The following is a 14,016-nucleotide window of genomic DNA, read 5'->3' on the forward strand; positions in this document are numbered from 1 at the left end:
TTCGTCACAAGGTTGACCATATACACCTATTCGAACCAAACAGGGTTCACACCCGCCGCGTGACAAGCAGCGGGGATTGAGTGAGGAAGTCGATGTCACAGAACGTGCCAAATAACCGCTTTGACGTCATCGTGGTCGGCGGTGGTCATGCCGGATGCGAAGCCGCCGCTGCCGCTGCGCGCATGGGCGCGTCCACGGCACTGGTCACGCACCGTGCGGATCGCATCGGGGAAATGTCGTGCAACCCGGCCATCGGCGGTCTGGGCAAGGGGCATATGGTGCGCGAAGTCGATGCGCTTGACGGTGTGATGGGCCGCGCGATTGACCGCGCGGGTATCCAGTTCCGTATGCTCAATCGTTCCAAGGGCCCCGCAGTCCGTGGGCCGCGTGCGCAGGCAGATCGCAAGCTGTATCGCCAGGCGGTGCAGGATATCCTGGCGGAGCAGGAAAACCTCACCATCCTCGAAGGCGGGGTTGAGGACCTGATCATTGATGACAACAACCGCGTTAAAGGCGTCGTCACCGGTGATGGGGCCGAATACACGGCCGGGGCGGTGGTGCTGACCACGGGTACGTTCCTCAATGGTCTGATCCATATTGGCGAAAAATCCGAGCCGGCCGGTCGTATGGGCGATGCCCCGGCAACGGGCCTATCCGAAACACTGGCGAAATACGAATTCCGATTAGGACGTTTGAAAACCGGAACCCCGGCCCGTCTTGATGGCCGAACCATTGATTGGGCCAGCTTGCAGGAACAGCCGGGCGATACACCGCCCGATCCGTTTTCCTTCCTGACCAAGGAAATCACGGTGCCGCAGATTCCCTGCCACCTGACCTGGACGACAGAAGCGACCCACGAAATCATTCGGGCCAATCTCGACCGTGCGCCGATGTATAGCGGCAAAATCCAAAGCAGCGGTCCGCGCTATTGCCCGTCCATCGAAGACAAGGTCGTGCGCTTCGCCGAGAAAAATCAGCACCAGATTTTCCTTGAGCCCGAAGGCCTCGATGACCCAACCGTCTATCCAAATGGCATTTCGACCTCGCTGCCCGAAGACGTCCAGCTGGCCATGCTGGCGACCATTCCGGGTCTGGAAAAGGTCGAGATCTTCCGTCCCGGTTATGCCGTGGAATATGACTTCGTCGATCCGCGCGAGTTGCGCCATACGCTGGAAACCAAAAAGGTCGCGGCCCTGTTCTTTGCCGGACAGATCAATGGCACGACCGGCTATGAAGAGGCAGCCGGGCAGGGGCTGATTGCCGGCGTGAATGCCGCCCTGATTGCGGGTGGGACGGAACGTGAATTTGTTCTCGATCGTGCGGATGCCTATATCGGTGTGATGATCGATGATCTGGTCACCCTTGGCACGCGCGAGCCGTATCGCATGTTTACCTCGCGTGCTGAATATCGCCTGATGCTGCGGGCTGATAATGCCGATCAACGTTTGACCGATCGCGGTCTTGATATCGGCTGTATCGCATCGACCCGCGAACAGGCCTGGGATGCCAAGAAGTCGGCATTGAATGCGGCCAAGGCAGAAGTTTCCGAGCTGACCGAAACACCGAATGGTCTGGCCAAGTTCGACATCAAGATTAATCAGGATGGCGTGCGCCGCTCGGCGTATGACCTGCTGGCTTATCCCGATATCGACTTCGATACCCTGACCAAGGTCTGGCCGCGGTTGGGCGCGCTTGATCCGGCGATCAAGGAACAGGTGTCGATTGATGCCCAGTATAAAGGCTATCTCGATCGCCAGGCGGCTGACATTGCCGCGTTCCGCCGCGACGAGGAATTGCGTCTGCCACGTGGTCTTGATTTCGATAAGGTCGGTGGCCTGTCGGCAGAGATCAAGCTTAAGCTCAAAGAAATTCAGCCGGAAACCATCGGTGCCGCGTCGCGTATTCCGGGTGTCACCCCGGCAGCTGTCACCGCATTGCTGGGCCACATCAAAAGCCACAAGCATCAGAGCGCGGCTGTAACCCACACCGCCTGATCAACCGCCGTTCGGGCAGCACCGAGTGAGACTATATATAAAGTGTCCTCACCAGACGCAATTGATCCTGATCGAACACCCGGCCAGACCATCGGCCGGGTGTTGTCTTGTCGGGCATCGTCATCTTGGCGACATGGCAGTGATGTCGCCATGGGATGCGATTGAGCTTGCGGCGTTGAAATGCCCGCGCGGGTCACCAGGCGTAGGGGAGTGGCAGAGTAATCAGGTTTACATTCACATCCCCACGCAGCACCCAGCCTCCGCCGAGTCGCGCCTGTTTTACCGCGCGGGCGTATCCGACTCGGCGTTCGGCAGAGGATCAGGTGACCAATTTCCTCGAATATTCGGTGAAAGTGTTCTGGGAAGATTCGTTTTGAACGTGGAAATGTTTCACGTGAAACATTCGATGTGTTTTATTCCGGTTTTATCGCATCCGACGCGGCCAAAAACACAAAAGCATAAAAATCAAGACTGGAGTGTTTTTTGGGCAAGGCCTATAACTCAAACATGCAGACAATTTCCACACCCGTAAAAACATGGTTTGAGCAGGATTTGAATGTTTCACGTGAAACATTGGATCGGCTGAACCATTATGCAGACCTTGTCGTGAAGTGGCAGCCGCGCATCAATATCGTTGGCGCCAGCACGGCAGAAGACGTTTGGGGACGTCATTTACAGGATTCTGCACAGCTTTGGCCGTATCTTCAGAACATCGCCGCAACCGGCAAAATCGTTGATTTTGGATCGGGTGCCGGTTTCCCGGGCATCGTTCTGGCGATTCTTGGCGCCAATAACGTTACCCTGATGGAATCCAACACCAAAAAGACGGTCTTCCTGATGGAAGCCGCCCGGGTGTGTGGTGTGCTGGGTCAGACTGAAATTGCCCGCGAACGGATCGAGGCGGCAGCCCCACGGCAGGCCGATGTGATTACGGCGCGGGCCTTTGCCCCCTTGCCCAAGCTTCTGGAAATGGGGCAGCGCCATTTGAAAGACGGCGGCCATTATGTGCTGCTGAAGGGACGTGCCTTTGAGGATGAACTGGCGGACGCACGCGATGCCGGTTGGACATTTGATGTAACCACGCATGCCAGCCTGGTCGATCCGGACGGTGTTGTGATGATCTTAAAAGGAGTGGGCCGGTGACGGATGTTATTGATTTGCCGCTGTCGACGAAATCAGAGGGTGCCAAGGCTGGGGATGGAAACCATCGTCCACGCATCATCGCAGTCGCCAACCAGAAGGGCGGTGTGGGCAAGACCACCACGACGATCAATCTGGCAACCGCACTGGCGGCTGTGAACCAGCGGGTTTTGATTGTTGATTTGGATCCGCAGGGCAATGCCAGTACCGGTTTGGGGCTGCGTCCATCCGACCGGGAAATCAGTTCCTATGACGTGCTGATCAACGGCAATACCCTGGAAGAGGCGCGCAAGGAAACCTCGATCCCGCGGCTGAGCATCGTGCCGTCGGGCATGGATCTTTCGGGGGCGGAGATTGAGCTGGTTGATTTTGAACGGCGCGAGACACAGCTTAAAGATTCGCTTGGCAAATTGCCGCAGGATGTGGATTACGTCCTGATTGATTGCCCGCCATCCTTGGGTCTTTTGACCCTGAATGCGCTGGTGGCGTCCGATGCGGTTCTGGTGCCGTTGCAATGCGAATTCTTTGCCCTTGAAGGGGTCAGCCATCTGGTGCGCACCATCAAGCGGGTCAAGAAGGCGTTTAACCCGAATCTTGAGATTCAGGGCATTGTGCTGACCATGTATGACAAGCGCAACAACCTGTCGGCTCAGGTCGCCAATGATGTGCGCGATTATTTCGGGGATGTGGTTTATCGCACGGTGATCCCGCGCAATGTCCGCGTTTCCGAAGCCCCCAGCCACGGAACACCGGTGCTGGTCTATGATATGAAGTGCCCGGGTTCAAGGGCCTATTTGAATCTTGCGAGCGAAGTCCTGAAACGCGAAGGGGTGAAAGCATGAGCGAAGCAAAAAAACGCGGGTTGGGCAGGGGACTGTCTGCACTTCTGGGGGAAGAGGACGAAGAAGTTGCCGTCGCCGCCAGTGGCGATAACGCGGTCGCAGCCAACCCGGGACCGGGCGGGACGACGCAGCATATTGCGATCACTGATCTGAAACCGTCGCCTTTCCAGCCGCGCATCAATTTTGATGATGACGCGATTGATGATCTGGCAGCCTCGATCCGGGAAAAGGGCATCATTCAGCCAATTCTGGTACGTGCGTCCTCGACCGGTGAAACCAAATACGAAATCATTGCCGGGGAACGCCGCTGGCGTGCCGCGCAGCGGGCACAGCTTCATGAAGTGCCGGTGCTGGTGCGCGAATTTGATGATCGCGAAACCGCCGAAATTGCCCTGATTGAAAACCTGCAGCGTCAGGATCTGTCGCCGCTGGAAGAGGCCGAAGGCTATAACCGCCTGATGAGCGAGTTTTCGCATACGCAGGAAGCGCTTGGTCAGGCACTGGGCAAAAGCCGCAGCCACATTGCCAACAGCCTGCGTTTGCTGGGCCTGCCTTCACCGATCAAGCAGATGCTCTCAGACAAGGTTTTAAGCTCCGGCCATGCGCGTGCATTGCTTGGTGCGGATAATGCCGTCGAGCTTGCGGCCCAGATCGTCAAGAAAGGTTTGAATGTCCGTCAGGCCGAAAAGCTTGTGAAAACGGATGGCGGCAAGGCTGCGCGGCCGAAGAAATCATCGGGCCGGTCTTCGATCGAGAAAGACCCAGATACGGTGTCTCTGGAACGTGACCTTAGCAACATGTTGGGGTTGGCGGTCAATATCGACTTTGACGGATCGGCGGGCAAGATCTCGATCCGCTATGAAACGCTTGAGCAGCTTGATGACATCCTGCAGCGCCTGACCCATGGCAAGGCTGCGGAAATGACTGAGGACGAGGAGAGTGTGAGTAGCCCGGATGAAAACGAATTCGATTCGATGTTTATCGAAGACGACGAGTTTGAGGTCGAATCGGTTGATGATATTGAAAACGAAGACGAGGATGCGCTGACCAGCGAGCTCGAATCGATTGCCGATGTTGTCGATGGCGGGCGCGATCTTGACGCTTTGGACGATAGCCTGATGGATGATGACGAGCCCGAGGGCGACATGCCGATTGAGCAGGAAGAGGTCGATGAGGGCGTGCTTGAGGAGGTTACGGATGGCATCGGAAAAAAGCCGTAACCAGAACCAGCATGAAGGATCTTGATCGCGAAAAGATCAATCAGCTGAAAAATCTTAAGGAAGAAGACGCGAAAGCACGCCGTGGAACTGTTGAGGTAAAGCGGATTCTCTAAGCCACAACGCCGTCATTCTTTGAAAAGATCTGATCTTTAAGTGGGCATGTCGCATGAAGCGGCATGCCTATCTTTTTGGGGTTGGATGAATATAGGGTGTCGCGCCGCGAATCGGTACATATGGCCGGAAGAGGCATTAGGCGGTTAGCGCCGGACCTGTTTCTGACGGGCGACCGCGACCTTGATCATGGCACGATGGGCGATGGTTTCGGGGATCGCCAAGCCGCTTTTGCAGTCCTTTTCGGCTTCCAGCAGGATTTGCAGGGCACGCTGCAGGTTATTGACCGCCCAGTAATTCAGATTGGCGCGAAACTGATCTGCGGCCTTGAAAAACAGCGGCGGGCGGAGCGACTTCATCGCTTGGTCGGCGCTGGTACCTTGGGAAATCTGTCCCTTGACCAGATGAAGCTTCTGAAAATAGCTGATCATCATGCGCAAAGCCCCGACCGGGTTGAGGCCTTCTTCGACCAGGCGGGTCAGGGCGGCATCAAGATTAACCACATTGCCTTGTGAGACGGCCTGAATGACATCATCATAGTGGCGGGCGGAACTGTCGCCGACACAGGCCATGGCATCGGCCAGTGTGACCTGGCCGTCCTTAAGCGCATAAAGGGCGAGTTTTTCAAGCTCGCTGCGTGAAATCATGCGGTCCGAGCCGAGATTGGCGACCAGATAGCTTGTGGCATCGCGGTCAATGCGCAGTTTGTGTTCTTCCATGATCGACTGGATCAGGGCCTCAATATCGCGTGCGCCATCGGCATAGCAGGGCAGGGCGATGCCATTGCCGGCCTTTTCAACCGCCTGACGCAGTTTTGAGCGAGTCGGAAGGCTTCCGGCCTCAATGACAATCAGGGCATCACCGGCCGGATCACTGAGGAAGTCGGCAATCACCGGCGCCTGTGCGTCACCGATATCGCGGAGTCGGATCACACGGCGGCCGCCGCCAAAGCTGATGGCGGCGGCTTCGTCGCGCAGGCGGCTTGCATCTTCCTTAATCTGTGCGGCGCCAAGCTCGATCACGCGGAAGGGATCCTTGAGGTCCTCGACCACGGTTTTGGCCAGTTTGGTCGCCCGTTCACGCACAAGGCCCTCGTCCTCGCCATAAATCAAGATGAGCTGCGCCTTGGCATCCGGGGCGCGCAAGAAGTTTTCAACCTGTGCTGCCTTGAGCTTCATGATGCGCCTTGTGGTTCCTATGGAATGCAGTTTGAACGTGTCTGGTTTGGATAGGGCAGTTATTGCGAGCGTAGACCAATTGCGACCTGATTTGCCAACTGCTGGGCAAGGTTGTGAGCGGCGTCACCACGGGCGGCGTCTTCGGCCTCAAGGCTGGCAAAGTCCGAATCGACGATGTTGTAGCTGGTGCGTGCACGGACCGAGCCTTTACGCAGGACCTTGGTATCGGATCGGCGGACCAGTTCGTAATTGGCACGGATTAGGTAATCGGCGATCGTTGCCTCGTTATCCTTGGTAAAACCTTGCTCACTTGTCGATTCGCTGAGGGTAACTTTCAGGTCATAAAGCGGGGTTGCGCTTTGACCGCGCGGGGTCAGGGTCTCAAGCAGGGCATTGCGAGTCAGTTGGCCGACACGGTCATTGATCAGGGCGACCTTTACCTGGGCCATATTGGCTGCGGTGTTGTAGTCATCACCCGTTGTGGCATAGAGCGGGCGAAATCCGCAGGCGCCGAGCGTTGTCAGGGCCACAAGTGCAAGAATCGGAAGAGCCGCGCGCAATGTCATTCAACTTTACCTTCTTTATATTTTTTCCGGGACCGGTCGATCGGATCATGCTCAATCCGGCCCTGGCGCCACAATAGTTCGGTTGCGATAAAAGGGCAAAACAGAGATAGGCTGTTCAGGAAAGAAATGTATAGTCCGGCATTGTCCGGATTCTGCTGCACCTTTTTGAACAGATTGCGCAACTCGGCAATGGCGAGATTATTTTTGCCGTTTCGTAATGCCTCTGTCACCGCGTTCTGTTGGGCGGGCATGGTTACACTACAATTTGGGCGCGACGAGCCCACACGCCAAACGTCACGTAACCAACGCCAATGACCAATCAGGCTGTTTTGCGTCAGGTGCAAGGGTCGGTGGGCAGGCACATCGGCCAGCAACGCGAGTGACATAATATCGAACCCGACTTCCTGATAGAGTTGCTCGCCATTGCCCACTGATTCGTCGGTTGTGACCTTGGCCGGCCGACAGGGCTGTGCGGGGGGTGGCGAAAAATCCAGTGGCGATGCCGCAACAACTGAGCAGTAGAGTGCAGTGCGAATCGTCGCAAGACTCTCTGGTATCACCGCAAAAACATCATGTCGTTCTGCCGATACAACAAACCCCCAGTCGCGTTGTAGCGAGTGGGGGTTGTATTCAGGCGATATATATAGTGTGTCTTGCGACATCAGCCTTATTGGGCATTTGCGCTGTCAATGCGCAGCTGACGGGCGCGGGTCAGGATGGCGTCTTCCATGGAGGTTATGGTACCCGGTTCAACCACGGCATCCTGCCACTGGTTGGGTCCGACACTTACCTGACGGAAGACCGAAACCTTGATCGCGTCTGAACGAAGAGCGGTTCCAAGGATATAAGCGGTCAGCTTGAAACGTTCATCGGCAGATTCGGGTGGCGTGTACCAGTCTGTGATAATGACGCCGCCAAACGGGTCCGCAGAGTTTAGCGGCATAAATGACAGGGTATCAAGTGTCGCGCGCCACAAGAAGCTGTTGACGCCAATCCCTGATCCTGGGCCTTCTTTCTTCTCTTCTCCACCAAAGATATTCAGGCCATCTCCGCCAAACAGACCACCGCGCTCTTTTACATCTGCTTTTGTCGCAGCCCGTCCTTCGGTTCCGACCCTTTGATCGCCTGGGGCGGAGCCGGGATAGCTGTCATAATCAGCCTGGGTGCCCGGGGCACAGCCAGCGAGCACAGCGACGAGTGAGCAAAGTGCCGAGAGTTTCAATATAGAATTACGCACGTCTGTTCTACCCCGGTTAGCAATTGATAATTCGCGTTGGACAGCAATATATGCGGCAATATATGCGGCAATTCGTTTTGGGGCAAAGGAAACGAGTGTGTTTTTTTTACAACAGTTGATTGGTTTTGTGCTTTTTCGGCAACAGCGCGTGTTGACTTCGCTGCTCTTTGGTGGCTCCATCATTCCCGAACCGGGCAGTAAAAGCTGTCCAAATACATTTGTTGCGTAAAACGCATGCAAAGACGTTGAGGGAAAAGATGAAAAAGATTCTTCTTGCTGGTAGCGCGATGGCCGCTTTCGGTTTCGCAGGTGCCGCACAGGCTTCCGAGCCGATCACTCTGTCGCTTGGTGGTTACATGGAGCAGTGGGCCGGTTTTGCTGATTCCGACACCGGTGAAGCGAAAAATGCCTTCCAGTCTGATTCCGAAGTTTACTTCGATGGCGAAACCATCCTTGATAACGGTATCCAGGTTGGCGCGCACATCGAACTCGAAGCTGAAACTTCGACCGATCAGATCGACGAGCAGTTCCTCTATCTTAGCGGTGGCTTCGGTCGTTTTGAAATCGGTAAAAACGACTCTGTTGCTGACTCCATGTCGATCACCGCTCCGGCTGTTGGCCCGGTTGGCGTGAACGATGGTGACATGACTGCATGGACCGACAGCGTTTCGCTGATCGATACTGTTCCTTCCTCTGGTGACCAGAACCGCGTAACCTATTTCACCCCGTCCTTCGGTGGATTCCAGGCTGGCGTTTCCTACGCTGACCAATCTACCACCAACGGTACGTTCGACGCGACCACTTCGACCACCGGCACTGTAACCAGCGTAGGTGGCTATAATGACGATTCTGCTGGCGACAGCATGAACATCGTTTCCGCTGCTGTTGCATATAGCGGCGACTTCGACGGATTCAGCATCAGCGTTTCGGCTGAAGGTGAAAACCGCGGCGAAGGCAACTGGTATGGCGTTGGTGCCAATGTTGGCTTCGGTGCGTTCACCGTTGGTTCTTCTTGGGGTCACATCGAAGATGACTACGGTATTTCCGAAGATGCGGCTTCTGATCGCGGTGGTGACACCGATGCATTCGACTTCGGCGTCGCTTACGCAATGGATGCCGCTTCCATCTCCCTGTCCTATGCTTACCAGGATGATGGTCGTGATACCGCAACCCTTGATCCGACTGAAACCCAGGCTATTGACCTTGGTCTCCGTTACGCTCTTGGTGCAGGCGTTTCCTGGCGTTCGTCCCTCTTCTGGGGTGAAGACGACGTTTCTGGTGGCGACAAAACCGATGCATACGGTGTTGTTACCGGTCTGCGTCTCGACTTCTAATTCTTCGGAATTTGAAACAGGCGAAAGGGGTGGCTTTGGCCACCCCTTTTTTTATTGTTTGCATAATAAGCGCCTTTGATCGCCGGCAGTTTGAGTCCTGAACCTAGGCAGCTGATTGATTTTTGTCGCAAAGTCTCTTTTTTGTTTCTCTGCCGGACTAGGGGCAAGACTCATTAGCTCGATTGGGAATACAAGCAAGAGCGGCCCAGGGTTACGACCAGTGCAATATACTACTTCTCCATAAAAGTGACTTCCGGTCATATAATGGCGATAGATATGTTTGCTCTGTGTGCAAATGGGTGGAGAACGCTGTGTAACGGCGTTATGGAAACAAGTGTGGCAATTGTGCAACGCTGTGTGAAATAAATAACCATTGGTCATTTACTTTTGTTGACCAGAGGTCATTACGCTGGCTTTATCATTCCCGTGAGATCGGCGGGATTATTCCTGATCCTGTCATCCCGAAACGTTTTTCTTCGAGGGTAATGATGAAAAAGATTCTTTTTGCTTCCAGCGCGCTTGTCGCTGTTGCTGCTGCGGGTTCCGCACATGCTTCCGAGCCGATCCAGCTTTCGGTTGGCGGTTTCATGAACCAGTGGGTTGGTGTAGCGGACCAGGATGTTGGTGAGCGTAAAAATGCTTTCCAGTCCAACACTGAAATTCACTTCACCGGTGAAACCACCCTAGATAACGGTATCCAAGTTGGTGCTGTTGTCGAACTTGAAGGTGAAACTTCCTCTGACCAGATCGACGAACAGTACCTGTATATTAACGGTGGCTTCGGTCGTCTGGAACTCGGTAAAAACGACTCTGCAGCTGACTCCATGCAGCTTGCAGCTCCGGCTGTTGGCCCGGTCGGCGTCAACGATGGCGACTTGTCAATCTGGGTCGATTCTTACCTGATCGATACCAGTTCGCGTGCAGGTGACCAGAACCGTGCAACTTACTATACCCCGAGCATCGGTGGTTTCCGTGCTGGTGTATCCTTTGCGGATGACAGTGGTCGCAATGGTTCGTTCGACACCGATGTATCGGGCAGTTCGATCGGCGGGTACCATGACGACACCGCTGGTGATGGCGACAACATCGCTTCTGTCGGTCTTGAATATTCCGGCGACTTCAACGGTGTATCGCTCGGCGTTTCTGCAATGGGTGAAAACTGGGCCGAAGGTAACCTTTATGGCGGTGGTGTGAATGTTGGTATTGCCAACTTCACCATCGGTGGTTCCTACTCGCACACCGAAGACGACTATGGTCGTAACGAACGTCAGTCCGCACGTGTAAGCGACACCGACCAGTTCGATCTTGGTGTATCCTACGCAATGGATGCAGCAGCTGTGTCCCTGACCTATGGTTATGCTGACTATGGCGATGGCAGCACCTCAGGCGGCCGTACCGGTGCAGGTGAACTGAACCAGGTTGATCTTGGCCTGTCTTACACCCTTGGTGCAGGCATTGCATGGAGATCGTCTGTCTTCTGGTTCGACAACGAAGTCGAAGGTGCAGAAGACAACGACGGTTATGGTGCCGTTACAGGTATTGCGCTGACCTTCTAATTCTTCGGAATTATTCAAGGCTTTGAAAGGGTGGCTTTGGCCACCCTTTCTTTTTGCCTGATTGTCGAGCCGATTTATTCAGTCGGATCAGGCTTGGGCAAGGTCCTGGGATATCACGTCACATATCGCTGGAATGTCCGATTCCAACTTGGCAACGCAAGGCACTGGCTTGGTTGTGACCAATGCACGGGCCAGTTCGGGGTCACTTTTTTCCGGTGTGTCTGGCAGTGCGCTGATCGGCAGACCAAGACTACCCATACAGCCGATCTTACCATCAGGTGTTGCGCGCAGTTTTGCCAGCCCGCAGGGGGCACTGCAATACGGTCCCGTGAAATCACTTTGCCAGGCGCGTAAATTCGCATGTCGGCCCTGCAGCGTTTTGGCGTCTGCGGAACTGTAAATGCCAATTCCCGGCGTCTGGAACAGTTTGGAAATATGGGCGGGCCCGCTGTCGGCAACGACGAGGTAATCCTGCTCCCCGACAAATTTGACCAGATCGCCTATCGTCTTGAAGCCATCGACAACCCGAATGCTGTCGCCCGCAAGCGGACCGAGGGCGGCCTTGTAGGCTTTCATCACGCCCTGATAGGCATTCAGCACGAGGGTGACGTCGCAATCTCGGTTGGTCAGCATCTTTGTGACTTCACTGACCAGTTTGGGGGGCAAGGTTCGTAACGGTGAGGATGCCATTGGGACAATCCCGACTTTAAGTCGTGTTCCCTTTGGTAGCTGTCGCTTCTCAAGTGGGAGCGGAGGGATGCCAAAGGCCTCACAGAGCGCCTCTTCCGGATTGACGGGCATAGTGGCGATATCACGCCAGCCTTCCATTTCACTGAGATCAATCACGTGATCGAAGCGTTTGAGCTGGGTGGATGAGATAAACAACTGGAAAATCTCGATATCAGGTATCAGTGCAAAGATATCCGATGCGCTGCCACTGTTGAGCACCCCGATGCGGATATCGCCAAACCGTTGTTTGAGCGCCCGGAAAAACAGCGCCATGCCAACACAATCGCCCAGCGCATCATCCGGGATCAGAAACAGAACCGATTTGTTTGAAAAATCCTGTTCCGACCAGTCTTCACGTGGCACGACCTGAAACCGGTAACTGTCCGACTTGATCTTGACGCCCGGTGCGGTTGCCAGAATTTGACGGCGCAGCAGGGATGTCGCCCGCGTGAAATAGATCGGGCTGTTATCCGACGTCTGGGAAAGGTTTGCGCTGACGTTTGGCAGGCCAAACTGAAAAGGCTGTTTGGAGGCAAAACGGGTAAAAGTCTTGCGTGATGGGTGTGGGGCCCGGGGCATTGTGCGGGAGAACTCCGGTCAAGTGGATGGCGTGTGACTGGCACCAGAAAACCCGATCCCGGCGATGGAGGCAAGTACGGAAGTCCGCAGTTTTCCGATTGTTTGCGCGGTGATCCCACCCAACCCAATCGGCGTGATGCCGAGCATGTGACACATCCTTGAAATTTGGCGGATATCTGAAAGTGACATCGGATTTGCGCCCGGATGACTTTGGGTCGGGAAAATCGGGGATATCAGGACACCAACGGGGCGAATATGCTTCGGAAGCAGGGCGAGTTGACGGAGTGTTTGCGCGGAGTGACAGGCAGAGGTTCGCAGGAAATCCTGCGGGATTTGGCGATAAATACCCGGATCGGTAAGTGCACGGTATTCCGGGAAATGCATCCCGTCGGCATCAAGCCTCAGTGCCAACGCGACGTCATTGGCGACCAGAAAGGGGATGGCCTTTGCACGGCAGATCGTGCGCAAGCGTGCACCAAGTTTTGCCCGTTTGGGATGATCGTAATGACGAAAAATGACCATGCTGTCGCGGGGCAGGGCGCGGATGGCGGGTTCCGGATCTGGCAGTCTTTGATCATCGGTCATCAGGATAATCGGTGGAATCGGGCAGTTCGGGCCACCATTGCGCAGATTGAGCCTGCGTGCCTGCTTTAACAGGGCCTTATCCATTGATACACTCCCGACTTGGCAGCTATACCTGCCGTTCCTGAATGCGTTACCGATGAAGGACCACCCTCCATGAGCAGTCATGATCTGTCATCTGACAAAACCGATGTTGCCGCCAAGCTTGCCGAAATCCAGAGCAATATCAATACGGCATGCGAATCCGCCGATCGCGATCCGGGTGATGTGACGCTGGTTTGTGTTAGCAAGAACCACGATGCCGATCATGTGCGTAAGGCGCTTGTGGATGGCAGGCGGGTGTTTGGTGAAAACCGTGTGCAGGAGGCTGCGGGAAAATGGCCTGGATTGCGCGCCGAGTTTCCCGATATCGAGCTGCATCTGATCGGGCCGCTTCAGACCAACAAACTCAAGGATGCGGTCGCGCTGTTTGATGTGATCGAAACGGTGGATCGCCCGAAGCTTGCCAATGCGCTGGCCAAGCATCGAGATAAAACCGGCACCTGCCCGGATCTGTTTATTCAGATCAATACCGGCGAGGAAGAGCAAAAGGCCGGGATCGCGCCAAAGGATGCCGATGATTTTATTACGATGTGCCGCGAAGAGCTTAAATTGCCGGTCATTGGCCTGATGTGTATCCCCCCGGTCGATGAGGAACCGGCCCCGCATTTCACCCTGCTGGGCAAGATCGCCGATCGTCATGGTCTGAAAATAAAAAGCATGGGGATGAGCGGTGATTACGAGGCCGCAATCCGGTTTGGTGCGACCCATGTGCGGGTTGGGACAGCTATTTTTGGGTCCCGAGGCTATTGATCATGTAAAAATGGCCGATATTTCGGTGTTAAATCCGATTTTGGGGCCAAAAAACTGCAAAATGGGCTCAGTTTGAGGTTCGATTCACGTCTTTGG

At 55.0% G+C, this 14,016-nt stretch carries 13 protein-coding genes; 7 read left to right on the top strand and 6 right to left on the bottom strand.

The features are described 5' to 3' along the window. Positions 1-92: 92 nt before the first annotated feature. From mnmG to DY252_RS01615, 4 genes are all read left to right on the top strand, one after another. A complete protein-coding gene (mnmG, locus tag DY252_RS01600; protein ID WP_064787917.1) occupies positions 93-1,994 on the top strand; it encodes a tRNA uridine-5-carboxymethylaminomethyl(34) synthesis enzyme MnmG in 1,902 nt (633 codons plus the stop codon). Between the two features lie 507 nt (positions 1,995-2,501). Next, the gene (gene rsmG, locus DY252_RS01605; RefSeq protein WP_064787916.1) at positions 2,502-3,137 is read left to right on the top strand and encodes a 16S rRNA (guanine(527)-N(7))-methyltransferase RsmG; all 636 of its coding nucleotides are present in this window, start codon (positions 2,502-2,504) and stop codon (positions 3,135-3,137) included. A 14-nt stretch (positions 3,138-3,151) separates the two neighbouring features. Next, the gene (locus tag DY252_RS01610) at positions 3,152-3,976 is read left to right on the top strand and encodes a ParA family protein (protein ID WP_064788291.1); all 825 of its coding nucleotides are present in this window, start codon (positions 3,152-3,154) and stop codon (positions 3,974-3,976) included. Further along, positions 3,973-5,196 (top strand): ParB/RepB/Spo0J family partition protein, encoded by a 1,224-nt coding sequence (locus tag DY252_RS01615; protein WP_064787915.1) that lies wholly within the window; start codon positions 3,973-3,975, stop codon positions 5,194-5,196. Before DY252_RS01610 ends, DY252_RS01615 begins: the two co-directional genes overlap by 4 nt. 257 nt (positions 5,197-5,453) lie before the next feature. Here DY252_RS01615 and holA read toward each other — a convergent pair whose 3' ends face one another. The 4 genes from holA to DY252_RS01635 are packed head-to-tail and all read right to left on the bottom strand — an operon-like array spanning position 5,454 to position 8,288. Further along, the gene (holA, locus tag DY252_RS01620; RefSeq protein WP_064787914.1) at positions 5,454-6,485 is read right to left on the bottom strand and encodes a DNA polymerase III subunit delta; all 1,032 of its coding nucleotides are present in this window, start codon (positions 6,483-6,485) and stop codon (positions 5,454-5,456) included. A gap of 59 nt (positions 6,486-6,544) precedes the next feature. Then, positions 6,545-7,051 carry an LPS assembly lipoprotein LptE gene (gene lptE / locus DY252_RS01625; RefSeq protein WP_064787913.1) on the bottom strand — a complete coding sequence of 169 codons (507 nt, stop codon included), beginning with the start codon at positions 7,049-7,051 and terminating at the stop codon, positions 6,545-6,547. Then, positions 7,048-7,713 carry a hypothetical protein gene (locus DY252_RS01630; protein WP_064787912.1) on the bottom strand — a complete coding sequence of 222 codons (666 nt, stop codon included), beginning with the start codon at positions 7,711-7,713 and terminating at the stop codon, positions 7,048-7,050. Before DY252_RS01630 ends, lptE begins: the two co-directional genes overlap by 4 nt. A 5-nt stretch (positions 7,714-7,718) precedes the next feature. After that, complete coding sequence (locus tag DY252_RS01635; RefSeq protein WP_064787911.1) at positions 7,719-8,288, bottom strand: DUF3576 domain-containing protein; 570 nt, start codon at positions 8,286-8,288, stop codon at positions 7,719-7,721. A gap of 257 nt (positions 8,289-8,545) precedes the next feature. On the opposite strand from DY252_RS01635, the gene DY252_RS01640 reads away from it, so the two are divergent. Further along, the gene (locus DY252_RS01640) at positions 8,546-9,622 is read left to right on the top strand and encodes a porin (RefSeq protein ID WP_064787910.1); all 1,077 of its coding nucleotides are present in this window, start codon (positions 8,546-8,548) and stop codon (positions 9,620-9,622) included. Between the two features lie 488 nt (positions 9,623-10,110). After that, entirely contained in the window at positions 10,111-11,178 is a 1,068-nt protein-coding gene (locus DY252_RS01645; RefSeq protein WP_064788290.1) for a porin, read from the top strand. An 87-nt stretch (positions 11,179-11,265) separates the two neighbouring features. Here DY252_RS01645 and DY252_RS01650 read toward each other — a convergent pair whose 3' ends face one another. Then, a complete protein-coding gene (locus DY252_RS01650) occupies positions 11,266-12,486 on the bottom strand; it encodes a glycosyltransferase family 9 protein (RefSeq protein ID WP_064787909.1) in 1,221 nt (406 codons plus the stop codon). A gap of 18 nt (positions 12,487-12,504) precedes the next feature. Then, a complete protein-coding gene (locus DY252_RS01655) occupies positions 12,505-13,155 on the bottom strand; it encodes a thiamine phosphate synthase (protein ID WP_064787908.1) in 651 nt (216 codons plus the stop codon). A 69-nt stretch (positions 13,156-13,224) separates the two neighbouring features. Between DY252_RS01655 and DY252_RS01660 the strand changes: the two genes are divergently transcribed. Further along, complete coding sequence (locus DY252_RS01660; protein WP_064787907.1) at positions 13,225-13,920, top strand: YggS family pyridoxal phosphate-dependent enzyme; 696 nt, start codon at positions 13,225-13,227, stop codon at positions 13,918-13,920. The last annotated feature ends 96 nt before the right edge of the window (positions 13,921-14,016 follow it).

Source organism: Thalassospira indica, assembly GCF_003403095.1.
Classification (GTDB): domain Bacteria; phylum Pseudomonadota; class Alphaproteobacteria; order Rhodospirillales; family Thalassospiraceae; genus Thalassospira; species Thalassospira indica.

Coding starts and splice junctions, on each gene's coding strand:
- mnmG (WP_064787917.1), top strand. CDS start 93: ATGTCACAGAACGTGCCAAATAACCGCTTTGACGTCATCGTGGTCGGC.
- rsmG (WP_064787916.1), top strand. CDS start 2,502: ATGCAGACAATTTCCACACCCGTAAAAACATGGTTTGAGCAGGATTTG.
- DY252_RS01615 (WP_064787915.1), top strand. CDS start 3,973: ATGAGCGAAGCAAAAAAACGCGGGTTGGGCAGGGGACTGTCTGCACTT.
- holA (WP_064787914.1), bottom strand. CDS start 6,485: ATGAAGCTCAAGGCAGCACAGGTTGAAAACTTCTTGCGCGCCCCGGAT.
- lptE (WP_064787913.1), bottom strand. CDS start 7,051: ATGACATTGCGCGCGGCTCTTCCGATTCTTGCACTTGTGGCCCTGACA.
- DY252_RS01630 (WP_064787912.1), bottom strand. CDS start 7,713: ATGTCGCAAGACACACTATATATATCGCCTGAATACAACCCCCACTCG.
- DY252_RS01640 (WP_064787910.1), top strand. CDS start 8,546: ATGAAAAAGATTCTTCTTGCTGGTAGCGCGATGGCCGCTTTCGGTTTC.
- DY252_RS01645 (WP_064788290.1), top strand. CDS start 10,111: ATGAAAAAGATTCTTTTTGCTTCCAGCGCGCTTGTCGCTGTTGCTGCT.
- DY252_RS01650 (WP_064787909.1), bottom strand. CDS start 12,486: ATGCCCCGGGCCCCACACCCATCACGCAAGACTTTTACCCGTTTTGCC.
- DY252_RS01655 (WP_064787908.1), bottom strand. CDS start 13,155: ATGGATAAGGCCCTGTTAAAGCAGGCACGCAGGCTCAATCTGCGCAAT.
- DY252_RS01660 (WP_064787907.1), top strand. CDS start 13,225: ATGAGCAGTCATGATCTGTCATCTGACAAAACCGATGTTGCCGCCAAG.